General features: G+C 61.4%; 16 protein-coding genes and 2 pseudogenes. 4 read left to right on the top strand and 14 right to left on the bottom strand.

Annotation, left to right across the window (positions count from 1 at the left end; translation table 11 throughout):
* Positions 1 to 5: 5 nt before the first annotated feature.
* From B0G71_RS33390 to B0G71_RS33370, 5 genes are all read right to left on the bottom strand, one after another.
* A complete protein-coding gene (locus tag B0G71_RS33390) occupies positions 6 to 1796 on the bottom strand; it encodes a DUF2138 domain-containing protein (RefSeq protein ID WP_116147259.1) in 1791 nt (596 codons plus the stop codon).
* A 459-nt stretch (positions 1797 to 2255) separates the two neighbouring features.
* A complete protein-coding gene (locus B0G71_RS33385) occupies positions 2256 to 3452 on the bottom strand; it encodes a PLP-dependent aminotransferase family protein (protein ID WP_116147257.1) in 1197 nt (398 codons plus the stop codon).
* Positions 3453 to 3572: 120 nt separating this feature from the next.
* Positions 3573 to 4745 (bottom strand): FAD-binding oxidoreductase, encoded by a 1173-nt coding sequence (locus B0G71_RS33380; protein ID WP_116147255.1) that lies wholly within the window; start codon positions 4743 to 4745, stop codon positions 3573 to 3575.
* A gap of 127 nt (positions 4746 to 4872) precedes the next feature.
* Positions 4873 to 6372: an aldehyde dehydrogenase family protein gene (locus B0G71_RS33375; RefSeq protein ID WP_116147253.1), complete on the bottom strand. Its 1500-nt coding sequence runs from the start codon at positions 6370 to 6372 to the stop codon at positions 4873 to 4875.
* A gap of 330 nt (positions 6373 to 6702) precedes the next feature.
* The gene (locus tag B0G71_RS33370; RefSeq protein ID WP_116147251.1) at positions 6703 to 7590 is read right to left on the bottom strand and encodes a LysR family transcriptional regulator; all 888 of its coding nucleotides are present in this window, start codon (positions 7588 to 7590) and stop codon (positions 6703 to 6705) included.
* 273 nt (positions 7591 to 7863) lie between these two features.
* Between B0G71_RS33370 and B0G71_RS33365 the strand changes: the two genes are divergently transcribed.
* Positions 7864 to 8232: a response regulator gene (locus B0G71_RS33365; RefSeq protein ID WP_116147250.1), complete on the top strand. Its 369-nt coding sequence runs from the start codon at positions 7864 to 7866 to the stop codon at positions 8230 to 8232.
* A gap of 177 nt (positions 8233 to 8409) precedes the next feature.
* Here the strand turns inward: B0G71_RS33365 and B0G71_RS33360 are convergent, their stop codons facing one another.
* The 6 genes from B0G71_RS33360 to B0G71_RS33335 form a co-directional block, all read right to left on the bottom strand.
* Positions 8410 to 9789, bottom strand: coding sequence for an MFS transporter (locus B0G71_RS33360; protein WP_116147248.1), 1380 nt, complete (start codon positions 9787 to 9789; stop codon positions 8410 to 8412).
* A gap of 245 nt (positions 9790 to 10034) precedes the next feature.
* Positions 10035 to 10847 (bottom strand): CoA ester lyase, encoded by an 813-nt coding sequence (locus B0G71_RS33355; RefSeq protein ID WP_116147246.1) that lies wholly within the window; start codon positions 10845 to 10847, stop codon positions 10035 to 10037.
* Positions 10844 to 12232 carry an MmgE/PrpD family protein gene (locus B0G71_RS33350; RefSeq protein WP_116147244.1) on the bottom strand — a complete coding sequence of 463 codons (1389 nt, stop codon included), beginning with the start codon at positions 12230 to 12232 and terminating at the stop codon, positions 10844 to 10846. The genes B0G71_RS33355 and B0G71_RS33350 overlap by 4 nt, the downstream gene beginning before the upstream one ends.
* 67 nt (positions 12233 to 12299) lie before the next feature.
* Positions 12300 to 13478 (bottom strand): CaiB/BaiF CoA-transferase family protein, encoded by a 1179-nt coding sequence (locus B0G71_RS33345; RefSeq protein WP_116147242.1) that lies wholly within the window; start codon positions 13476 to 13478, stop codon positions 12300 to 12302.
* Between the two features lie 10 nt (positions 13479 to 13488).
* Positions 13489 to 14652 (bottom strand): acyl-CoA dehydrogenase family protein, encoded by a 1164-nt coding sequence (locus tag B0G71_RS33340; RefSeq protein WP_116147240.1) that lies wholly within the window; start codon positions 14650 to 14652, stop codon positions 13489 to 13491.
* Between the two features lie 29 nt (positions 14653 to 14681).
* On the bottom strand, positions 14682 to 15524 hold the full coding sequence (locus tag B0G71_RS33335; protein WP_116147238.1) for a MaoC family dehydratase N-terminal domain-containing protein: 843 nt from the start codon (positions 15522 to 15524) through the stop codon (positions 14682 to 14684).
* A 285-nt stretch (positions 15525 to 15809) separates the two neighbouring features.
* Here B0G71_RS33335 and B0G71_RS33330 point away from each other — a divergent pair, with 285 nt between their 5' ends.
* The 3 genes and pseudogenes from B0G71_RS33330 (at position 15810) to B0G71_RS33320 (ending at position 20509) form a co-directional block, all read left to right on the top strand.
* Complete coding sequence (locus tag B0G71_RS33330; protein ID WP_116147236.1) at positions 15810 to 16628, top strand: 2OG-Fe(II) oxygenase; 819 nt, start codon at positions 15810 to 15812, stop codon at positions 16626 to 16628.
* A 323-nt stretch (positions 16629 to 16951) separates the two neighbouring features.
* Positions 16952 to 18868 carry an FUSC family protein gene (locus B0G71_RS33325; RefSeq protein WP_116147234.1) on the top strand — a complete coding sequence of 639 codons (1917 nt, stop codon included), beginning with the start codon at positions 16952 to 16954 and terminating at the stop codon, positions 18866 to 18868.
* A 623-nt stretch (positions 18869 to 19491) separates the two neighbouring features.
* Positions 19492 to 20509 (top strand): annotated as a pseudogene (locus tag B0G71_RS33320) (IS110 family transposase).
* Positions 20510 to 20762: 253 nt separating this feature from the next.
* Here B0G71_RS33320 and B0G71_RS42210 read toward each other — a convergent pair.
* The 3 genes and pseudogenes from B0G71_RS42210 to B0G71_RS33310 all read right to left on the bottom strand — a co-directional run.
* Positions 20763 to 21011: pseudogene (locus B0G71_RS42210) on the bottom strand (PAAR domain-containing protein); the annotation flags it as partial.
* A 40-nt stretch (positions 21012 to 21051) separates the two neighbouring features.
* The gene (locus B0G71_RS41070) at positions 21052 to 21732 is read right to left on the bottom strand and encodes a hypothetical protein (RefSeq protein ID WP_147308732.1); all 681 of its coding nucleotides are present in this window, start codon (positions 21730 to 21732) and stop codon (positions 21052 to 21054) included.
* Positions 21716 to 23107: an N-acetylmuramidase family protein gene (locus tag B0G71_RS33310; protein WP_116147230.1), complete on the bottom strand. Its 1392-nt coding sequence runs from the start codon at positions 23105 to 23107 to the stop codon at positions 21716 to 21718. The genes B0G71_RS41070 and B0G71_RS33310 overlap by 17 nt, the downstream gene beginning before the upstream one ends.
* Positions 23108 to 23110: the final 3 nt, after the last annotated feature.

The following is a 23110-nucleotide window of genomic DNA, read 5'->3' as shown; positions in this document are numbered from 1 at the left end:
CGCACTCAGTCGCCCTCGGTGCCGGGCTGATCCGCGGGCGTATCCGCCGCGCTCGTATTCGAACCCGCATCTGCTTTCGCGCGGTCGAACCACCACTCCACCGGCACCCAGCCCGTCGAGCCCGGCAGATTCTGCGGCAGCGTCAACGAAACTGGCGGGTAGTGAGCGAGCGCGTGCAGCTTCGGCATGAGATGTGTGCGCGACGCATTGCGGAACACCGCTTCCTGATCCGCCGGCAACGCTGCGCCGGCCTCGCGTTCGATCAGCGCGGCTGCCGACGACGGCGCGAGCGTCAGAATCGTGCGCGGCAGACGTTGCGGCGCGAGCGTGTCGGCGAGCGCCGGGTAGCGCTTGTCGAGCACCGCGAGCGTGTCGTCGACGAGGCGGCCGTCCGGCGAGAAAATCAGATAGCCGTGTGCGAGTGCGAGCGTGACCGGGAAATAACGTTCCGCCGACAACTGCGACGCGAACGACGCCTTGCTGCTCACCGCCGTGCCCGAACGCGCGCTCACCGGACGCTGCCACACGGTGACGTCCGCGCCCTGATCGCGCGTGGTGACCGGCAAGCGGCGATAGCCGGAGTCGGCGCCGTCGGCTTTGGCGGCCTTCGCTTCATAGGCGCCGATCACATCGCCGAAAGTCTTGCCGAGCGCGGTCTTCAATGCGGCGATGCCGGCCGCGTCCTGCTGCTTCACGCGCGCGACGAACACCGGCGCGACCAGCGTGGACTTTGCATACCAGCACACCGCTGCGGGGCCGGTGAGCTGATCGCCGATCGCGGCTGCGTTGCCCGCGCCGCCGCCGGCCACTTTGCCCAACAGACCCGAGGCTTCTTTCCAGTCCGCCGGCAAGCTCGTGCAGGCCGCCGCATTGGCCGGCAACGCGCGCCACAGGTCAGCGCCGTTCCACTGCTGCGGCAACTTGCCCGGATCGATCAGCGCCGAGGTCTGCCAGTTCGCCGCGGCGTTGCCGTTGCCGTTCGGGGAGAAGTCGAAACGCAACGCGTCGATACCGGAGAAGAACGCCTGATAGCCGAACGACAGGTAGTTCGCCGACACCACCAGCCGATGGCCCTTTGGCGCGTCGCCGGAAGCATCGAGCCGATAGGCATGCGCGGCATCGTCGCGGCCTGAGGACAGCATCTCGGACACGGCGTCGGCCCGCTCGCTCAGCAAGCCGCCCTTGCCGTCGAGCAGTACGCCGGGCGCGGACAGCACCACCAGCCGGTCGTCTTTAGTGGCGAACAGCAGCGTGCGACCGACCGCCAGCTTCAATGCGTAGACTGGCACGTCGCCGGAAAGCTTGGCCACCTGGCTCAGCTGCGCGTCGCTCGTGGCGACGTTGCCCACGCCTTGCAGCAGCTTGGCGAGGCCGTTGCGATGCATCGACATCGCCCAGTAGCCGAGGCGGCCGTCGGGCGAGCGCCACAGCAGCACATGCGCGGGTTCGTCGAAGACGCGGCGGATCAGTTCGTCGCGCCAGTCGAGTTGATGTTCGAACGCGAGACGCCGCAGCGCGCCTTCGGCCGACAGGCGCGTATTGCTCGATTCGTAATAGTCGACGAAGTCTTGCGTCAGCACGTCGTGCAGCAGCGGCACGCGCAGGATGTCGCGCGGCAAACGCGACAGCGCTTCGCTGTCGATAACCGCGTCAGGGTGATGAATATCGAGGACGACTTCGCTGTTCTCGGCGACTTTGCGATGACCAAAAGGACGCCACACCGCCTGAATGATCACGCCGGCCACGACCAGAAGACCGGCTACCAGGATTGCAATCTTTTTGCGCGACATCTTCATCTGATTTCTTCTGGCTCGATGCGACGGTATTAACGCGGATGCCCGGTGGATTAAGCCAGCGGGATCAATCTCCGAAGGCAGCGATGATAACCGATATTTTTAACTGAAAACCAGCGATGCTTCCTATTTAACAGTGGGACTTTGCTTGAGGAGTTTGACAAAAATCGGACACATGCCTGATTAAGGGAATAGGAAACGCTTCCATTGGATGCGGCGATTCGATTCGTTTAAATGGCCTGAGCCAGTGCCGCGCCTATAGGCCGGAACACGCGGGGCATGGCCTCGACGCTGTGGGTACAGCGCCCGTCGGCTTGCATGGCATTACTCGTCCGAAGTCATTATGCTAAATCCGCTTGATTTAGCGTGCGCGTAAAAAAACCCGGCTGCACGCAATGTGCTCGCCGGGTTATTTCAGGCATCGCGATTACTGCTTTGATGCGAGCATCACCTTAGCCGCCGTCAAAAATGCTCAAGCGCCTGCTTCATTCTCCGCACGCCGGTTTCGATATCCGACACACCGGGCGCGGCAAACGACAAGCGCAGTGCCGACGAATCGATATTGTCTTTATAGAACGCGACGCCCGGCACAAACATCACATTGCGCTCGATACAGGCGCGCAGATAATCGGACGCATTCTGACCGGCCTTCAATCGCGCCCATACGAACATGCCGCCAGCAGGACGATGAAATGCGATCTGTTCCGCCAGTTGCGCGTCGAGCGCGTCGCATAGCGTGCGGCATTTCACAGCGTAGGCGTCGACGATCCGCGGCAAATGCTGCTCCAGCGCACCGCTCGCGAGATACTCCGCGGCGATCGCCTGGGTCCACGGCGAGCTGCACAGATCGACGGTCTGCTTGGCGACCACGCAGCGTCGCAGAATCTCCGCGTGCGCGAGCGTCCAGCCCACGCGCAAACCCGGCGCGACGATCTTCGAGAGACTGGAGAAATGCACGACCCAATCGCGCGACCCCGGCACCTGTTCGCTCAGGGCGAGCAGCGAAGGCAACGCCGCGCCAGTGAAGCGCAGATCGCCGTAGGGATCGTCTTCGACGATCAGAAAGCGGTGACGCGCCGCCAGCTTCACCAACGCCGTGCGGCGTTTGAGCAACAAGGTCGCGCCAGTCGGATTCGCGAACGTGGGCACCGTGTACAACAGCTTCGGCGGCCGGCGCAATGTGCCCGAGTCGAGTAGCGCGGCGAGCGCGTCGATATCGAGGCCGTTCTGATCGACGGGAATCGTGACCACGTCGGCCTCTTGCAGCTTGAGCGCCTGCAAGGTCGCGGGATAAGCGGGCTGCTCGACCAGCACCGCGTCGCCGGGCGCGACCATCACGCGCAGCAGCAAATCGAAGCCTTGCTGCGAGCCGGTCGTCACCAGCAAGTCCTGCGGCGTGCAAGACACGCCGCGGCGCGTCATCAGGTGCGCGAGTTGTTCTTTGAGGACAGGCAGGCCGTCGGTCGGGCCGTATTGCAGGCAGAGCGTGGTGTGTCGCGACGCGCGCGATGCAGCGGCATCGAGCCCGTCACGATCGAACAGGTCGCTCGCCGGATAGCCGCCGGCGAACGAGATCATGCCGGGTTGCGCCAGATACTTGAACAGTTCGCGGATCGGCGAACCGGTCGGCGCTTCGAATGCGGGATTGAACGTGAACATGGTGACGGGCCGCTTCTCAGGAAGAAAGATCGTCGCCGATTGTGGCCATCGGCGAGTTGGGCGGCAAACGATATCTACGCACTACGTATTGCGTTTTCCGCATCACCCCGATGCACGCGGCTACACCACGTTTTTCTCCACGATGGGCCGGTTTTCCAGCACACGTGTGAAGCTCAGTGAGCCCAGATCGAGCGTCGTGTAGCGGCCATGCAGAATCAGTTCGCTGATGCCGCGCCCCGTTGCAGGACCTTGCTGCAAACCGTGACCGCTAAAACCGTTGGCGAAAATGCAGTTATCGACATCCGGGTGATAGCCGATGATCGCGTTCTGATCGAGCACGTTGTATTCGTAGTAGCCGGACCAGCAATTCTGCACGCGCAACGCTTCGAATTGCGGCACGCGATGCGCGAGCGTCGGCCAGATCACGTCGTCGAAGAGTGCGTGATCGACTTCGTCGAGCGGCAGATCGTCGGGGTCGTTATCCGCCGACGGCGACGTGCCGCAGATAAACGATTTGCCTTCGGGACGGAAGTACACGCCGCTCGGATCGATCAGCAACGGACACCGTTCGAGCTGCCCCGGCGAGCTGACGTTGAAAATACTGCGGCGCCGCGCGTAGACCGGAATGTCGATGCCGACCATCTGCGCGACTTTGCGCGACCATGCGCCGGCTGCATTGACCATTACGTCGCAAGCGTAGGTCTCGCCGCTCGCGGTCTGCACTTGCGTGACGCGTTTGCCGTCGCGGTGAACGGCGGTGACGTCGGCGGCGATGTAGCGCGCGCCGAGCGACTGCGCCTTCTTGCGGAGTGCCTGCACGAGTCCATAGCCGTCGAACCAGCCCTCGCCGCTTTCACCGTACGCGCCGGCCACGAGGTCTTCTGTGTTGAGCCAGGGAAAGCGCGCTTGCAATGCGTGCTGGTCGAGCAGGCTGATGTCGGCGCCAAGACTCGTTTGCAGCGCGTGATTCTCGCGCAGCGTCGTCTCGCCGGCCGGTGTTGCGAGAAACAGATAACCGCCTTCGTGCAGATCGATCGACGGCTTCGCGCCATCGACCTCGAGCCGCTCGCCGATCGAGCGCAAAAACTCGATGCCGTATAACGACATCTGAATGGAAAGCGGTGTGGAGAATTGCTGACGGATCGACGCCGCCGATAACGCCGACGACGAGCGCGCATAAGTCGGATCGCGTTCGATCACAGTCACGCCGACTGTCGGATCGGAAAGCCGCAAGAAATACGCAATCGAGCTGCCGATCACCCCACCGCCGACGATCACGACTTTGGAACTCACGTCTTACTCCACGAGTAGCGTGGCCGCTCGCAAACGCCGGCGGCGCAAACGGATTGCTGAAGAGGTTATGTCAGTTAGCAACGGCGCAGGAATGCGCCGTTGCTTTGCACCGGTCAAGCGAACGGCATCAGCCGATATTGAAGTCGATACCTTGCGCGAGTGGCAACGCGGACGAGTAGTTGACCGTATTGGTGGCGCGGCGCATATAGGCCTTCCACGCATCCGAACCCGACTCGCGGCCGCCGCCGGTTTCCTTCTCGCCGCCGAACGCGCCACCGATTTCCGCGCCGCTCGGTCCGATGTTGACGTTCGCGATGCCGCAGTCGCTGCCGGAGTCGGACAGGAAGCGTTCCGCTTCGCGAAGATCGGTAGTGAATACGCACGACGACAGGCCGTGCACCGCCGCGTTGTTCGCCTCGACTGCGTCGGCGAAATCGCTGTAGCGCAACACGTAGAGAATCGGCGCGAACGTTTCCTTCAACACCACCGACGTTTGCGACGGCATTTCGACGATAGCCGGACGCACGTAATAGCCGTTTTCATAGCCCTTCACGTCGACGCGCTCGCCGCCGAACACCTTGCCACCTTCGGCCGTGGCCTGCTGCAGTGCTTCCTGCATGCGGCCATACGATTGCTTGTCGATCAGCGGGCCCATCAGCGTGCCCTTTTGGAGCGGGTTGCCGATCGGCACCTTGCTGTACAACTGCTTCAGACGCTCGATGGTTTTGTCGTACACGCTCTCGTGCACGAACAAACGGCGCAACGACGTGCAACGCTGACCCGCCGTGCCCACCGCCGAAAACAGAATGCCGCGCATGGCGAGTTCGTGATCCGCCGTTTGCGTGACGATGCCCGCATTGTTGCCGCCGAGTTCGAGCAGCGAGCGGCCGAAGCGCTTCGCCACTTCCACGCCGACCGTGCGACCCATTTCCGTGCTGCCCGTCGCGCTGACAATCGACGCGCGCGGATCGGCCACCAGCTTCGCGCCCACGTCGCGGCCGCCGTTGATCAAGGCGGTAAGGCCGGCCGGCGCGTCGCCGAACTCGTGCAGCGCTTCGCTGAGAATCTGATTGACGGCGAGTGCGGTGAGCGGGGTCTTTTCCGACGGCTTCCAGATCACCGCATTGCCGCAGACCAGCGCGAGTGCCGCATTCCACGACCACACCGCGGCCGGAAAATTGAACGCCGAGATCACGACGCAGATGCCCATGGGATGCCACGTCTCCGCCATGCGATGCCCCGGACGCTCCGAGGCGATCGTCAGGCCGTACAGCTGGCGCGACAGACCGACCGCGAAATCGCAGATGTCGATCATTTCCTGCACTTCGCCCAAGCCTTCCTGAAGAATCTTGCCGGTCTCGAGCGTGATGATGCTACCGAGCGCCTGCTTCTTTTCACGCAGACGGTTGCCGAGCAGACGCACCAGTTCGCCGCGCCGCGGCGCCGGCACGTTGCGCCAGGCGGTGTACGCCTCTTTCGCCTGGGCAAGGGCCGTGTCGACTTCCGCCACCGTGTTGCTGGCCACTCGGCCGATGAGTTCGCCGCTGATAGGCGAATGAACCGCGATGTCGCCGGCTTGCGCCGCGTGGGCGATGCCGAGGTCGGCGAGGATGGTGGAAGCGTCCATGAAAATCCCTTTAATTTCCGATGCGAAACAAGAGTAAGTTCGGAAACTATACACGCGGGCTTTTATGGCGGCAAGGGTATTTGCCCGGAGCGGGCCGGGGCAAAGCCCGCAAAGTCTTGCTGTGCCTATGCAAGTCGGTCCGCCGAATCAATTGTTTCGCGTTTTGGCGAACGTGGGCGTCAACTCACGCCCGCACATCGGCTCTGACACATTAGTTTCTTATTGGAAATACATGACGCCGCCAGAGAGGGCGCCCGGAACGACATCTGGACCGGCAGCTTGATCGTCACCGATCAATGGCGCGCGACTGAACGCCGGCAACTATCGGCCTTAAACGCCTGCCATCAGCCGGTCGACCAGCACGCTCGCGAACGGCGGCAGGTCCTTGAGGCTGCGCACGCAGATCTTGAGCTTGCGCTCGGCCCAAGGATCGTTCAGCCCGACCGTGGCGATCTGCATCGTCTTCCTGTGCCGCAGCGCGACCGACTCCGGCACGATGCCGATGCCCACTCCCGCTTCGATCATCCGGCAAGCGGCTTCGAAGTTGCCGACCTGGATGCGCAGTTTCAGCCGCGCGCCGAGCGCATCGGCGGCACTCGTGATGAACGCGTGGATCGCGCTAGAGGTCGGCAAGCTCACGAAATTGGCCGTGAGCACTTGCGCAAAGTCCACCGACGCCAGACGCGCCATTGGATGATCGCGCGACGTGACCAACACGAGCCGGTCGTCGCGATACGGCAGCATTTCCAGGTGCTCCGCGTGCACGTTACCCGCGACGATGCCGATATCCGTCGCGCTATCCGCCACACCCTTGACGATTTCACCGCTCAACACTTCGCGCAGGTCGATGTTGACGTCAGGATGATCGCGCAAGAAATGGCTCAGCACGGCCGGCATGAACTCGCTGATCGCCGTGGTATTGGCCCAGATGCGTACGTGTCCCTTGATGCCTTCGCCGTACTCCTGCATGTCGCCGGCCAGATGCTCGACCCGTTCGAGCACGAGCCGCGCGTGATGCACGAAGGCTTCGCCCGCGGGCGTAAGCGTCACGCCCTGGCTGGTGCGATAAAGCAGCTTGAAACCTAGTTGTTCCTCGAGATTCTTGACCCGGTTGCTCGCCGCCGGTGCCGACAGATGCGATCGCTCCGCGGCGCGCGCCAGATTTTGCGTGTCGGCGATATTGATGAGCAGACGCAAGTCCACGAAATCGAAATGCATGATGGCGGCCTGGTTGAAGCGCCGCTGGGCGCTTGCAAGACAAAGGCCAATCTTAACCGGGCGTGAAGAAAGTGCCGGACGGTTTCCGCCGAGCCGTCGGTTTCGCCCGCAACGTCGCACGTCGCCTTCCTGCATATAGCCAGGCACAGCACTTGCTTTATGTTGCGGCTCGACAGGGCAAGAACATATGGCAATTCAGGCCGCCTCCCTGTCAAGGCTGGCGCCACGGACACCCGCGGCCCGGTCCAACCGAATATTTCAGGCATAAGCACTATGAGTCGCGTATTACTGGTCGACGACCAACCCGAGGCATTGTCCGCGCTACGCGCCGTGCTGGTCGGCCGTGGTTACACGGTCGCCACGGCGGCGGACGGCGCCGAAGCTTTTGAACGACTGCAACGCACGCGCGTCAGCGCGGTGGTGTGCGACTGGCGCATGCCCAACATGGACGGCGCCGAACTGATCGAATCGATGCAGGCCCGCAGTGAACTGGCTTCCGTACCCGTGATTCTCACGAGCGGCAGCGGCGAAGCGCCCGCCTTCCCCGTCAAAGGCTTTCTGAGGAAACCATTTGCGCTGGACAAGCTGCTCTCGCTGCTGGCCGAATGCGAAAGCGATGCGGCGGCGCCCGCCGTCTGCTGAGCGCTTCGCGGCCCGCTGGCGAGCGCCGTCGATGCACTCGCTCGCGCGCGTCGCGCACAAAAGCGGGGCACGCGGTAGGTTCGCGAGCGCAGCGGTGCGGCGTCGAGGTGCGGTTACTTTGGAACGCGTTCGCGTCTGGAAGAGCCAATCGACGGACCACCTCATACGCTCGATCGGCTACACCGACTTTTCGAACCACTCTCCGCCCGGCGTGAGCTCGGCATCGGGCGAGATGTCCTCTAGCGTCTGCTGACTCGTTTCGATCCGCAGCGCAAGGATCGCCACGCTCAGCAACAGCAGAACGCCGCCGACCATCGTCAGCACGCCGGTCACACCGAAGTGCGTGTACAACAGCAGCGCCACATAAGGTGTCGACATGGACGCGGCGCGTCCGCATGTGCCGGCGACGCCCGTCCCCCGCAACCGGTGCGCGGTCGGGAACAGTTCCGGGATGTAGCCGAACAATCCGAGCGTGCATACCGTATAGATCGCCGTCACCAGTGCGAACCCAACGATGGAAATCGCCGCCGGCGCCCGCATCTGCACGTACACGAACCCGAGCGCGATCGTCACGAGCGAGAACAGCACGATGCCGTTACGCCGGCCGATCCGGTCCGTGACCAGATACCCGACCACCGCGCCGGCCGGTGCGCCGAACGACATCAGCAGCACGAATCCCAACGATTGCACGATCGTCAGCCCTTCCTTGACGAAGAACGTCGGCAACCACGCGACGAACCCATACAGCGACATGTTGATCGCCATGCAGGTGAGCGCCGCCACCAGCGTGCGGCCGATCATGCCGCGCGCGAATAGCGCAGAGAACGGCGCGGCCGGCACCTCGTGGCTCATCACGCGGGCCACCGGCGGCAACTTGCCGACCCGCGCTTCGACTTGCCGCTCGATCGCCGACACCGTTGCCTCGGCTTCGTCGAGCCGTCCGACCGTTTCCAGCCAGCGCGGCGATTCCGGCATGCGATGCCGCAGAAACCACACGACGAGCGCACCGATCCCGGCAATCGCAAACATATAGCGCCAGCCGAGATGCGGAATCACCCAGTAGCCGATCGCCGTCGCGCCGAGGAGGCCGGAATTGATGATCAACGCGAGCAGCGAAGTCCAGCGACCGCGCGTGGCCGGCGGCACGAATTCGCACAGGGTCCCGGCCGCCACCACCAGTTCTGCCCCAAGCCCCACGCCCATGATGAAACGCAGCAGGATCAGCCAGTAAATATTCGGCGCGAAGCACGCGGCGATCGACGCGAGACCGAAGATCGCCAGATTCGCCTGATACGAATAACGCCGGCCGAAGCGGTCGCCGAGATAACCGGACAGACCCGCGCCGATCATCATGCCCATGAAGGTCGCGGAGATGAAAAACGAACCGAGCCGCAAATCGGTGAAGCCGCTCTTGACCATTGCGGCTAACGCGCCGTTAGCGAGATAGATATCGAATGCGTCGAGGAAGGCGCCTGCGCCGATCAGGCCGAGAATGTTCCAGTGAAAACGGCTGATGGGCAGACGGTCGAGCCGCGCGCCGGAATTGACGGTTGCCAAATTGTGTCTCCTGATGGGTCCGCGCACGGTTGGACCGCGCGCGCAAAACAGTGATGCATGGCTGTCTTTTTATGACGACGGCTCTTTGCATGGTGTTGAGTCACGCGGCGCGGATGCGTCCCCCCGCGTGACGTCAAGATTGCGTCACGCCGCGTCTTCAGGGAATTGGCATTATTGGAAGCCGATGTTTTGTCGCGGTTAATGGACGGCTCGCGGCTTCGCGTCGGCGATGCGCTTGCCGCACCCTACGCGCCCGCGAGGATCCTCCGCGCCTTCAGGATCACCGGCATATCGACCATCTTGCCGTCGACCGCCACCGCCGCGCCCTGGCTCGTTTCCACTGCGGCAAGGACGCGTTGCGCCCATGCCTTGTCCGCGTCGCTCCACGCGTACGCGCGATGCACCGCATCGATCTGCTTCGGATGAATGCACAGCTTGCCGCCGAAACCGAAGCGCCGGCCGCGACGCGCATCGGCTTCGATGGCCTCGGTATCGGTGATGGTGGTCGACACGCCGTCCACCGGCGCGCCGATGCCGGCAAGCCGCGAGGCCAGCACGATCTGCGAGCGGAACAGATGCAGTTCCTCGCCGTCGCCGTCGATACCCAGATCGATCTGAAAATCCAGCGTGCCGAACACGATGCGTTGCACGCGCGGCGCGGCGCACAACACCGCCAGGCTCGCAAACCCACGCGCGGTTTCCACGATCGGCATCACGCTCAAGGTGGCATGCGCCGTCGCCAGCACGGCTTCAATCTGGTCGCGCGTCTCCGCTTTAGGCAACACGATCCCGGCGACACCCGGCTGTCCTGACAGCGCGGCGACATCCGCGTTGAACCAGGGCGTGTCCGAGCTATTGATGCGCACCCACGCGCGCCGTGATGCTTCGCTCGATACAGCGGCTAACACCACCGCGCGCGCCGCCGGTTTTTCGTCGGGCTGCACGGCATCTTCGAGATCGAGAATCACCGCGTCCGCGCCGGCCGCATGCGCTTTCTCGAAGCGCTCAGGGCGGTTGCCCGGCACGAACAGATAAGAGCGCGGCAGTGCGCCGCTCATGCGGCCACCGTCGCGTCGGACTCGGCTTCAAGGACCGATCCGACCTGCGTTTGTTTCGCGATTTGCCACGCATTGCCGAGCAATCGCGCGGCCTCGCCTTCGGTGGCCGCCCCCGAAAATGCCGCCAGCCGATGCAGCTTGGTGGCGATTTCATCGCGCGACAGCGTATTGCCGGGGTCGCCTTTCGGTTCGTCGACGCGGCCTTTGAACGTGCGGCCGTCGGTGGTCGTGACCGTTACCTTGCCGATCCAGCGCGCGGGATAAGCGGCGTCGACTTCGGCGTCGAAAGCCATCTCGACGTTGTCGCGGAAGGCGGCGATCGCATCCGCGTCGAAGCCCTGCTCGAATTCGGTCACGCCCGCATAGCCGTGATGCGCGACGAGCCCCAGCACCGTGCCCATGTTGAACTTCGCCTGATGAACGGTGCGCGGCGTGACGACCGCGCCGAGCACGTCGAGCGCGCCTTGATGGACGTGCGCCACGACCTTCGCGATGTCGCGTGGCGCGAGACGGTGTTCCCGCACCACGGCGAGCAACGCGTCGGCGGCGGGATGCGTGTGACGGCACGCCGCGTGATACTTGAACGACGTCTCCGCCGTCGCCCAGCGGCTACCCAGGCGGTCGACGAGACGCGCCGGGTCGGCATCGCTCGACATGCCCGCCGCCATGCCTTGCGCGCCTTCCAGAATGTGCGTCGCGCCCTTGAAGCCGTCGGCGGCGAGTTGCGCGGCCATCAGTCCGTTGGCCGCCGCCATGGCCGTATGCAGTTGTTTCGAGTCGGCGGCATCGCGCAGAAACTCCCACAGGCCGCTTGCCTGCGTACCCGCCGAGCCGAACGCGTCGAGCATTTGCACCGGCGACAAACCGAGCAACCGTCCCGCTGTCGCGGCGGCCGCGACCGTGCCCGCCGTACCCGTGGTGTGAAACACCTTGTAGTGCGAGCGCCCAAGAAACTCGCCGATGCGGATGCCGACTTCATAGCCCGCGACCGCCGCCGCGATCAAGTCGCGCCCCGACTTGCGATGCGCTTGCGCCAGCGCGAGCGCCACCGGAAACACCACCGTCGCGGGATGAAACACCGAGCCGTTGTGCACGTCGTCCTGTTCGGCGAAGTGCGACGCCGCGCCGTTGATCATCGCCGCGAAATACGGCGTGGTGCGACTGCGGTCGATCAACACTTCGCATGCGCCGTCGTTCGACGCGCCGCCGGCCTGGCGGGCGAAGCGCGCGATCGTCTCGACCGGCCGCGCGCCTTTGCCCGCCAGCGCCGAGCCGAGCCAGTCGACGTAAAGGTTGACGGTGCGCTCCACCACGGCGTGTGGAATGCTGTCGAAGTCGAGTTGAGCGGCAAAGGTGGCAAGCGTCAAACTAGGATGGTCGTTCATGTGAGGTCGCTTCGAGTTCGTTCGGGTCGCCGGCGTGGCGTCGCTTACACGCCTGCACAGGACATATTCAGATCGTGCCGGCGGCTCGCAGCGCGTCGATCCGCGCGCTGTCGTAGCCGAGTTCGCGAAGAATCGCATCGGTATGCTCGCCGAGCGCGGGAACCGGATCCATACGCGGGTCGATATCCGTCGGCAAGCCCGGCGGCAATAACGCGGGCACCATGCCCGCCGGCGTGCCGACCTCATGCCAGCGCTCGCGGGCCTTCAGTTGCGGATGCGCCCATACGTCGCTGAGCGAGTTCATTTGCGCATTGGCAATACCGGCGCTATCCAGCCGCTCGATCACTTGCGCCACGCTCAGCTTCGCAAAAGCCGCGACGATCACCTCGCGCAAAGCGTCACGCGCCGACGTGCGTTTCGAGTTCGAATTGAAGCGCTCGTCGGTGGCGAGTTCTGGCTGCATCAACACGCGCTCACAAAAGAGCTTCCATTCGCGCTCGTTCTGCAGACCGAGCATCACCGTCTTGCCGTCGCCGGCCGGGAACGGGCCGTACGGATAGATCGTGGCGTGCGCCGCGCCGGAGAGCGCGGGCGGCGCTTGACCGTCGATCGCGTAATAGAGCGGATAACCCATCCACTCGACCATGCTCTCCAGCATCGACACGTCGATGCGGCACCCGCGCCCCGTGCGGCCACGCAATAGCAGCGCGCTGAGAATGTTCGAGTACGCGTACATGCCCGCCGCGATATCCGCAATCGAGCATCCGGCCTTGGCCGGCTCGCCGGGCGAACCGGTGATCGACAGAAAACCGGATTCGCTCTGGATCAGCAGGTCGTAAGCTTTCTTGTCGCGATACGGTCCGTCTGAACCATAGCCGGAAATATCGCAGACGATCAGCTTCGGATACTTCTCGCTCAGCGTGTCGTAGCTGAGACCAAGCCGGTCCGCGGCGCCGGGGGCGAGGTTCTGCACCAGCACGTCCGCGTCGGCGACGAGGGCATCGAGAATCTCCGTCGCGACAGGCTGTTTCAGATCGAGCGCAAGACTTTCCTTCGAACGATTGGTCCAGACGAAATGCGACGACAGTCCATGCACGCGCTCGTCGTAGCCGCGCGCAAAGTCGCCGACGCCGGGCCGCTCGATCTTGATCACCCGCGCGCCGAGATCCGCGAGTTGGCGCGTGCAGAACGGCGCGGCGATCGCGTGTTCGAGCGTGACGACTTTGATACCGTCGAGTGGTCTCATGTTGTTGGCGTCAGAACGAACGCGGCAGCCCGAGAATATGCTCGGCCACGTACGAAAGAATCAGATTGGTGGATATCGGTGCGACCTGGTAAAGCCGCGTCTCACGGAATTTGCGCTCGACGTCGTACTCGCAGGCAAAGCCGAAGCCGCCGTGGAATTGCAGACAGGCGTTGGCCGCTTCCCACGACGCATCGGCCGCGAGCAGTTTCGCCATGTTCGCCTGGGCGCCGCACGGTTGATGCGCGTCGAACCGGCGCGCCGCCTCGAAGCGCATCAGGCTGGCCGCCTCGACATTGACGAACGATCGCGCAATCGGAAACTGCACGCCCTGGTTCTGGCCGATCGGACGGCCGAAAACAATGCGCTCTTTCGCATACTCGGTGACCTTGTCGACGAACCAGTAGCCGTCGCCGATACATTCGGCGGCGATCAACGTGCGCTCCGCGTTCAAGCCGTCGAGGATGTACTTGAAGCCCTGCCCTTCTTCACCGATCAGATTCTCGGCGGGGATTTCGAGGTTATCGAAGAAAAGTTCGTTGGTCTCGTGATTGACCATGTTCAGAATCGGCTGCACGGCCATGCCGTGACCGATCGCTTCGCGCAGATCGACGATAAAGATCGACATGCCCTCAGATTTCTTCTTCACGTCCGCAAGCGGCGTCGTGCGCGCGAGCAGGATCATCAGATCCGAATGCTGCACGCGCGAGATCCACACCTTTTGTCCGTTGATCACATAGCGGTCGCCGCGCCGCTCGGCGGTGGTCTTGATCTTCGTGGTGTCCGTGCCGGTGGACGGCTCGGTCACGCCCATGGATTGCAGACGCAAATCGCCGCACGCGATCTTCGGCAGATACTTGTGCTTCTGCTCTTCGGAACCGTGGCGCAACAGCGTGCCCATGTTGTACATCTGGCCGTGGCAGGCGCCCGAGTTGCCGCCGGCGCGATTGATTTCCTCCATGATGACCGACGCTTCGGTCAGCCCGAGCCCCGAGCCTCCGAAGTCCTGCGGAATCAGCGCGGCCAACCAGCCGGCCTTGGTGAGCGCGTCGACGAAAGCTTCCGGGTAGCCGCGCGCTTCGTCGACTTTGCGAAAGTATTCGCCGGAAAATTGCTGGCACAGATCGCGAACGGCTTCGCGAATGTCCTGAAAGGAATCCTGCTGCGTGGTTTGCATAAACGAATCTCTTGGGGTTCAGGCGAAGCTCAGGCGATAGCGGCCGTGGCGCGCATGGTCAGATAGCCTTCGTGGTCTTTGGCCCACAACTCGATGATCTTGCCGTCGGCGGAAGGCTTGCCGCACACCGTGAAAGCCTGGCCGGCGAAGGTCGGACGCACCGCCTTGAAAGCGAAACTTTGCAGCGTGGCCTGCGGTTGTTCGCGGCGCACAAGGTCGACCAGCAGGGTTGCAATCAACGGACCGTGGACGATCAGGCCTGGATAGCCTTCGACTTCCGTGACGTATGGATAGTCGTAGTGAATGCGGTGACCATTGAAGGTCAGCGCCGAGTAGCGGAACAGCATGACGGCGTCGGCGTCGATCGCGCGGCGCCACGTTTCGCCTTCCGGCGCGAGTTGCGGCTGCGGCGGACGCGCGCCTTCCTGCGGCGCGTCGCGATAGACAATGTCGTGTTCTTCTTCGAGCTTCAGTTCGCCGCCGGCTTCGATAGTGTGCTGCACCGTGACGAATACGAGACGGCCGGAGCGGCCGGTCTTGTCTTCGATATGGGCGATCGTCGAAGTGCGCGTGGCCTGCTCGCCCACCTTGAGGGGCGCGTGAAAGGTCAGGCGGCCGCCGGCCCACATGCGGCGCGGCAGCGGCACGGGCGGCAGGAAACCGCCGCGCTTCGGATGGCCGTCCGCGCCGACTTCGGACATCGGCGCAACCGGTAGAAAGTACAGCCAGTGCCACAGCGGCGGCACGCTGTCGCCGCTTTCTTCGCGATCGAGCGTGGCGGCCATCGCCTTCAATGGGAAGGCGGTGATGTCGTCTTTGAGCACCTCCTGCTTGTCGAGCCAGTCGTCGAGTTTCTGTGGGGAAGCAGACATGGGCACCGTCTCCGTATACGCGTATTGGGCTTAATAGAGTCTTACTATGAACGAGGCAGCATGTGCTGCGAAGTTTGCATTTTCGAAGCGAGTGTTTGGATTTGCTTAAGGCTCGCTGAATCGCCGTGCGGCGGGGCACTGCGACCGAATCCGTCCGCACATCATGCGCTCGTTGCCGAGACACCGGCTGCGAACAGCGCGGAATTGAAAAGCAAGAGTCGGGGGGTGCGGCATCACGCCCGTGCTTACACTCAATCATGGTTACGATCCCGTGATGGAGAAATTATGGACACGGTTGCGAAGGTTAGTGAGTCGCGCACGCTGGATTTGGCGTTGGACCTGAAAGCTGGCACGGGACAAAAGCCGGACGTGAAAGGCACTGAAACGGAGACGCGCGGCTCGCCTGCGCAGCGTATCGGTGCGATCGACTGGTTCGATGTCGAAGCAGAATTGAACGCTTACGGCTGCGCGATGCTGCGCAATCTGCTGAGCTCAGAGGAATGCGATTCGCTGACCGCGCTCTATCCCCACGATGCGTTGTTTCGTAGCCGCGTCGTCATGGCGCGCCACGGTTTCGGCCGCGGCGAATACAAGTACTTTTCTTATCCGCTGCCGACGTTGATCGCCGATTTGCGCCGCGAGCTTTATCCGCGTCTCGCGCCGGTGGCGGATCGCTGGAATCAGGCGATGGGGATCGACGTCCAGTATCCGGCCGCGCATGCGGCATTTATCGAGCGTTGCCACGCCGCCGGTCAAACGCGCCCCACGCCGCTGATGCTTCAATATGCGACCGACGACTACAACTGTCTGCATCAGGATCTCTATGGCGAACACGTATTCCCGCTGCAGGTCGCGATTCTGCTGTCCGAGCCCGGCATGGACTTCACCGGCGGCGAATTCGTCATGACGGAGCAGCGTCCGCGCATGCAGTCGCGTACGGAAGTGGTGCCGCTCCGCAAGGGCGATGCGGTGGTGTTCGCGGTCCATCACCGGCCGGTTCAGGGGACGCGCGGTCCGTACCGGGTGAATCTGCGGCATGGCGTGAGCCGCTTACGCTCGGGCCAACGACACGCGCTCGGGGTGATTTTCCACGATGCGGCGTAAGGCAGGCCGGGGTCTGGCTTGCCTTGGTTCGACGTGAGTTCCTGCGCTACTGCACTACTGCGCTGCGGCAAAATTCGACACGCGCAATTTTGACCCGGTATCATCCGGGAAAACCCGAACCCGCTGGATGCGCTGCACCACCCTTTGCAGCGCTTTCGGCGTGTCTGTTCGAGTGTTATCGCCCGTCGACGGACGGGGTTGTCAGCCGGTGATCCCGGCATGGCAGCCCAGTTCGGCGATACGAAGGTGGCGGGCCCGCGCGCCCGCCCTGCCGCAATCGGCCAAAAGCCGGTGGCGGCCAATCAGCCTGGATATCATCGATCATGATTGCCGCCACGTTATCGCGTGTCGCCGACCGTCTGCTAGCCGCGGACGCGGGACTCGTGCGCCTCCATACCGCGCTGCGCGTCGCGCTCGCCTGCCTGCTCGCTGGCGTGGCCACTATCGCGTGGACCGTTTCCCAAGATCAGCCCATCACCCTTGCCGCGCCCGGCATCCTCTTTGCGATGGTCGCGCCGTTATTCGTGCGCGATGCGCAGCGCACCGCCTGGTTCGGCACGCTCTTCTATCTTTATCTCTGCGCTTGCGTGTGCTTTGCTATGGCGAGCGTGTTGAGCCATTATCCGCTGGCCGGCGATGCGGGCTTGCTGGCGGTGATGTTCATCGGCATGTTGTGCCAGGCATGCGGACCGCGTGCATTGGGCTGCGCGATGCTGGGCGTGGTGTGTTTTTACCTCGGCCTCTATCTGCATCCTTCGACGGCGCATCTCGTGCAGTCGCTTTTGCTGTCCGCGTTCGGCCCGTTGATGGTCGCGCTGGTGGGCCGCGTCATGGTGCCGATGCGAGCCGCGGCGAGCTTTCGCCTTGCCGTTCATACGGTGATGCTGCGCGCTTCGCGTGTGCTTCACGCTCCGGTTGCCGCGCATCTCTCCGCGTTGAATGAAGCCGCGCTGTCGCTCGAAGAACAGTTGGCGCTGCTGAATCCGTCGGATTCGAAAACGATTCGTGAACAGATCGTCGAAGTAGAAGTCGCGGCTGGGCAATATGCGTTTGCATCGGGATCTGTGGATGATGGCGTCAAGGCGAGTGCCGGTGTATTACGTCACGCGATTGCGCGCCTCAAGGAGATTGCGCAACGAGGCGACGCGCGACGCGTTTCGTCTGCACCGGCGAGCGCTTCAATTACGCTGACCGCGGCGCAGCGCTTCGCCGACTTGCGCAGCAAGCTCTGCTGGCTCCCCGCCACGCGCGCCACGACCGCTGCATTGCTCGCGATGCTGATAGGCCATTCGCTTTCGCCGGAGCGCTGGTTCTGGGCGGTCATTACGACGTTCGTCGTGTTTCTTGGCACACGGTCGCGCGCGGACACGGTGTATCGCGGTGCGCAGCGTCTCGTGGGGACGCTCGCTGGCGCGCTCGTCAGCGTGTTGCTGGTCGCACCGCTGCATGATTCGCCGGTGTTGCTGGTGATCGCGATGGTGCTGTGCGTATTCGGCTGGGCTTACTACATCTTGAGCGCGTATGCGCCGGGCGTGTTTTTCATCACCGTGCTCGTCGGCCTGGTCTACGGCGAACTGGGATTCGCGATGGGGCCGCTGGTCGAACTGCGGATCGAAGAAGTGCTGGTGGGTTGCCTCGTGTCGTTCGCCGTCGCGATGCTAATGATGCCGCTTGCAGCGACACGGCATGTCGAGGCGAGACTTGCGGCGGTGCTGGGCGCGCTACGCGACGTCGTGCGGCTCTCTGGGACAGGCGCGCAGGCGGGTGACGCGGTTGCCGCGATGCGCAAGCTCGATCGCGGTTGGCATGATCTGCGGATCGCGCTGCGGCCGCTGCAGACGCAGCGGGTGGTGGTGTGGAATCCGGACGTCGAGTTGGCGACGGGTTCGTTGTTGTGTTGCCTGCATTGGGCGCGGGTGTTGAGTGGGTTTGCGCAGAGCGGCGCATTGCAGGAAGCGGTAGCGCTCAATGCGGCGGAGGTAAGCGCGGCGCATGTCGAGTCGATCGTGGCGCGGCTCGATACTTTGATTGCGCGTTATGGCGGCGATGCGACGGGCGCTGCGCGTGGCGGGTCAGATGATCGTGGACTGATGATGCCTGCCTTTGCTTTCGACTTGAACCGGGCATCGGCACTTACACAACTGGACGGCGCCGTCGCGCAGTTGTTCGATCGGTTGACGCAGCCGGTTTCGGATGGGCGGCGCGTTTTCAATTGGGCGTTGAGGGGGAAGAGTGTGTAGAGGGTTTGGGAATGGCGGTGGGTGGAAACTTGTCCACAGAAATTGTTCGCAAGCCTGTGGATAAGTCTCTCCCCACAGCGCTGAACCCCACGCCATAAGGCTTTGCGGGCCATGTGAGGGAAAATTGAGCATTCCCCACAGCCCGCCAAACATCGTTCCCCCGCGTTTCCCCATACGCTACGGCGCGGGGAAACTGCCTTTCCCCTGAATGGGAAAGGGCCGACATATTAGACATGTGTTTTGCAAAGCATTCGAGCTAACGGCGATCCCTAACGGGAGCTAACACGGCAAGTGACTTGTTTACATTCGGACAGGTGAGTTGTCCATGCTGCGGTGTGGGCGTATGGGGGACGACATGGATTTTCCTCACGGAGTCTGGTGATAGGGCTCCTTCGCAATCCACAGGCGCAACAGCCTGATAGTGTCCGGGTTCGTCACAATCACGTCCTGTGATTCCTTCGTCGTGTATCCACGCCGCAGGAAACGTCGTGGATATACCAGCTACACGATGCTGGATATAGTGGAATGGCCTCGTCCCACCCTCGGTGGTAGTGCACGAAGGTGCTCCGCCTGAGAGCGTGGCAGTATCAGAGCTCCTGATCTGCAATTGACCGGAGGCCGTCATGAGCGTCGCGTTGCTGAGCATCGATCTTGCAAAAAATATCTTCCAGCTGTACGGCGTGGACGAACGCGGTCACCCAGTGTTGAGTCGGCGAGTCAGCCGCAACCAGCTCCTCGAATCCATTGTCAATCTGCCCTCTTGCCGTATCGTGATGGAAGCCTGTGGTGGAGCGCATTACTGGGCCCGCCGGTTCTCGGCGATGGGGCATCATGTGCAGATCATTGCGCCCCGATTCGTCAAGCCGTTCGTCAAATCCCAGAAGAACGATCGCAACGATGCGGAGGCGATCGTCGAAGCCGCGTCCCGTCCGACCATGCGCTACGTTGCGCTCAACAGCGTTCAGCAGCAGGATATCCAGTCCATGCACCGCATCCGCAGCCTGCTCATGCGAGACCGTATCGCGCAGATCAACCAGATACGAGGCCTGTTAGCCGAATACGGTGTGGTCATTGCACAAACCGCACTGAAAGTACGTGCAGCAGCTTCCGTCAATTATTGACGACGAACGCAACGAGCTCACAGGGTTGGGTCGATCAATGATGCGGGATATGTACGAGCGACTCGTACTGCTGGATAAGCAGATCGCCCGGTATGATGAATTGATCCATCAAGTGCACAAGGCATCCCCTGTCAGTCAGCGACTTGAGAAGATTCGAGGCGTTGGGCCACTGATCGCAACTGCTGTCATCGCTGCAGCGGGGAGTGCCACTGAATTCTCAAACGGCAGACAGTTTGCGGCGTGGCTGGGCTTGACCCCACGCCAGCACTCATCAGGCGGCAAGGATCGTCTGTTCGGTATCACGAAGCGCGGTAACGGATATCTGCGAATGCTGCTGGTACACGGCGCCAGATCGGTCGTCCAGCAAGCCATAAAACATACCGATACGCTCTCCCGATGGATACGCGAGGTTCAGGCGAGACGGGGAACAAACATCGCCGTCGTGACACTTGCCAACAAGATCGCCAGGACGATCTGGGTATTGCTCGCACGCGGCCTGGAGTACGCACCGCCGGTATGAACGGAGCAACGATCGGATGGCGGCAATTGTTTTACCTCTTCATTGGTTGCACAAGTGATCTGATTCAATGGCAAACAGGTCGGACCGTCGGTGACAAAACCTGCGCAGTCTTAGGGCTCCCGAAGCCGTGGATATAAGTAGGAGTCGCCGGGCGAAATCCATTGGGGCCAGGCACATGCGTGCCACAGAAAGGCCGAATGTATATATGCAATCCTGCACCTGCTCGCTGTAGAAAAGATCGTTTGGCAAACGGGACGAGGCCATGTATAAGGCTGCAACCGCACGTTGCGTGATGGCCCTGACGCGCGACGGGGACACCGTGGTCCGTGATGCTGTCGTCGCCCTCAACGATGACGTTGGGCACCACCTCGGGGTGCGGCGGGCAGGTCACTTCGTCGCCCTTGCGGGCCACGCGCACGCCGCCATAGCGCATGACTTCAGAGGCGGTGATAACTTCGCCGCCGTGGTTGGTGGTGTCACCGAGTTGGATGAGATCGATCATGATTTTTGTGTATTAGTAGAGTGGGGGACATTCCGACGCACTATTGCATCGTTGATGAGGGGAACGGCTCCTGTAAATCGCTGGTTTTTATCCAACCCGACGTAACCGTTCCTGTTGCAGGATGACTGAAACGAACGTAAGAGTAATTACCACTTTCCCTAAGCACCGCAACCACATTACCAGCCACCAGAAAACCACGGTTTTTAACCAAAGATGCATCATTATTTTTAAAAAACGTTTTGCCTTTTACAACCTTTATGCTAAGTGCAGGCAAAACGTTTTTCACGGCGTAGCGAGCGGCCTCGCGGTCAAGGGGAGTATATCGGAAAACACCAGTAGAATTATTGCAGCCAGCCTGATTTTTCGATGTGCGAATGACCCATTCTTTACCTTTTACGAAGATTTCTCCTTGAATATCGAAGTCACGCGACCTATTTTCATAACGATAATTCTTTCCCGCCAAAACAAATGTTTTTATTTCGGTCGTGCGATACGTCCCGTTTTCAACCTTGCCAGGCTTGTCATTTGATCCGTAAAAATAGAATGCGCAAGACGTGTTCCTGTCGTCCGCTGCATAATATCCGAGTAGATTTCTGCTTGACTTTAGAGCAATCAGATTGGAGCTATCGAAAATTAAGAGATCGGAAGCGCGTGCGTCATCAAAAGCCAAGATAGCAAGCGACCATAAAACTCCTAAAATTAATCTATTTAAACTTATCATAATTGGCCTTCATGTTATCTGCGTAATGGGGATTCTGCGTGCGCCAATTGCTCCCGTTATAGGCCGTCGCAAAGGCCTCCCAATCTTTATGTCGCAACGCCGCGATTGCATTTGGCTTTGCGTTCTTCATAAATAGATCGAACATTTTTACGTGGTTATCAATACTTTCCATGCAATTATTGACCATCTCATTGACTGTCTGGCAGCCACAATCCGAAAACGATTCCCCCATAATTTGAAACGCCCCCCAGGAGCAGGACATGAGGGCTGCCGCGCGATCAATAGCTGCGGCCTTTACTAATCTCTCATACTGGTGCAATCCTTCATGCCCATATCCACCATATTTTGCAAAGCAAATATCAGGAAATTTCTTAGAATATGGATTTTTTTCATGCCTCCAATTCGCTTGTTTGTTCGGTGGCAGTGTTAGCCGGTAAACATAGTGCCGTTCAAGCAGAATTCGTGGCAATCCATTGTCGTCGAATCCCCTGCCTCCGGTCTCCGTATACGTTACGGCTTTAACTGCTGCGGACTCACAGCCAAATGACGCTCCTAGATACGAAAAATGTGTGTCTGTAAGAATAGACGACTTGGGATAATTCAGCCGCGAACCGAGAAGGTTAAATGCAATGGTTTGGGGCTTGCCCGTATCAACCACCCTGTAATGGTGTTCAATGGTGATCTTTGTCTTCTTCTTACGAGTCCTTTCATCCTCCGCTACCTCTTTTTTGCGTGTTGGGATATCTTTTTTTATTTTTCCCTGTTCGGTCACTTTCTGCGACCATCCAATGTACGGACCGAAGTCGTGAACAAGACGTTCAATCGTCATTACCTCGCCGTCCTTCACTACAGGCAAATTTAGGTTTTGCTCCAGTTCGTCCTTCGGTGTCAACTGCGTGGTCGCCTCTATGTGGTATTCGGGACTGACAATGGTGAATGCGCTTATGTCCTTAGAGGGCTTGACGGTCGCCTTCCACACATATTCACCACGCCGGTTCTTCACCAGAACGTCGATTGGTTGATTGCGTGCGGCATTCTGTATTGTCACCGCGTAGCCGTCCTGATCCGTTGTGGTTTCAGTGGAGTTCGAAGGCACCGTAGCAGAAGGGGCAACTGGCAGCAGCGGGTCGGCGACAGGTACCGATGCCCCCGATGCCGGAACCACGGTCGTGGCTGGCGCAGAATCGCCTGTATCCGGGCCGATCTTCCACTCTGGGGCCGGTGGTGCGCCCGTGCCCGTTTTCACCTGTACAGCCAGACCCGCGATAGGATGCTTCAGCACGTCGCGGAAGACAAAAGTCACTTCGACAAGTGGGCTCGGCGGTGTCTTTGGATGTGATGCTACATGCCCGCCGTGCGCGTGATGATTGCTCAATTC

The sequence above is a fragment of the Paraburkholderia sp. BL27I4N3 genome, from assembly GCF_003386115.1.
Classification (GTDB): domain Bacteria; phylum Pseudomonadota; class Gammaproteobacteria; order Burkholderiales; family Burkholderiaceae; genus Paraburkholderia.
The sequence above is the reverse complement of the archived record's forward strand: the minus strand, read 5'-3'. Positions and strand labels throughout refer to the sequence as shown.

Coding starts and splice junctions, on each gene's coding strand:
- B0G71_RS33390 (WP_116147259.1), bottom strand. CDS start 1,796: ATGAAGATGTCGCGCAAAAAGATTGCAATCCTGGTAGCCGGTCTTCTG.
- B0G71_RS33385 (WP_116147257.1), bottom strand. CDS start 3,452: ATGTTCACGTTCAATCCCGCATTCGAAGCGCCGACCGGTTCGCCGATC.
- B0G71_RS33375 (WP_116147253.1), bottom strand. CDS start 6,372: ATGGACGCTTCCACCATCCTCGCCGACCTCGGCATCGCCCACGCGGCG.
- B0G71_RS33370 (WP_116147251.1), bottom strand. CDS start 7,590: ATGCATTTCGATTTCGTGGACTTGCGTCTGCTCATCAATATCGCCGAC.
- B0G71_RS33365 (WP_116147250.1), top strand. CDS start 7,864: ATGAGTCGCGTATTACTGGTCGACGACCAACCCGAGGCATTGTCCGCG.
- B0G71_RS33355 (WP_116147246.1), bottom strand. CDS start 10,847: ATGAGCGGCGCACTGCCGCGCTCTTATCTGTTCGTGCCGGGCAACCGC.
- B0G71_RS33350 (WP_116147244.1), bottom strand. CDS start 12,232: ATGAACGACCATCCTAGTTTGACGCTTGCCACCTTTGCCGCTCAACTC.
- B0G71_RS33345 (WP_116147242.1), bottom strand. CDS start 13,478: ATGAGACCACTCGACGGTATCAAAGTCGTCACGCTCGAACACGCGATC.
- B0G71_RS33340 (WP_116147240.1), bottom strand. CDS start 14,652: ATGCAAACCACGCAGCAGGATTCCTTTCAGGACATTCGCGAAGCCGTT.
- B0G71_RS33335 (WP_116147238.1), bottom strand. CDS start 15,524: ATGTCTGCTTCCCCACAGAAACTCGACGACTGGCTCGACAAGCAGGAG.
- B0G71_RS33330 (WP_116147236.1), top strand. CDS start 15,810: ATGGACACGGTTGCGAAGGTTAGTGAGTCGCGCACGCTGGATTTGGCG.
- B0G71_RS33325 (WP_116147234.1), top strand. CDS start 16,952: ATGATTGCCGCCACGTTATCGCGTGTCGCCGACCGTCTGCTAGCCGCG.
- B0G71_RS41070 (WP_147308732.1), bottom strand. CDS start 21,732: ATGATAAGTTTAAATAGATTAATTTTAGGAGTTTTATGGTCGCTTGCT.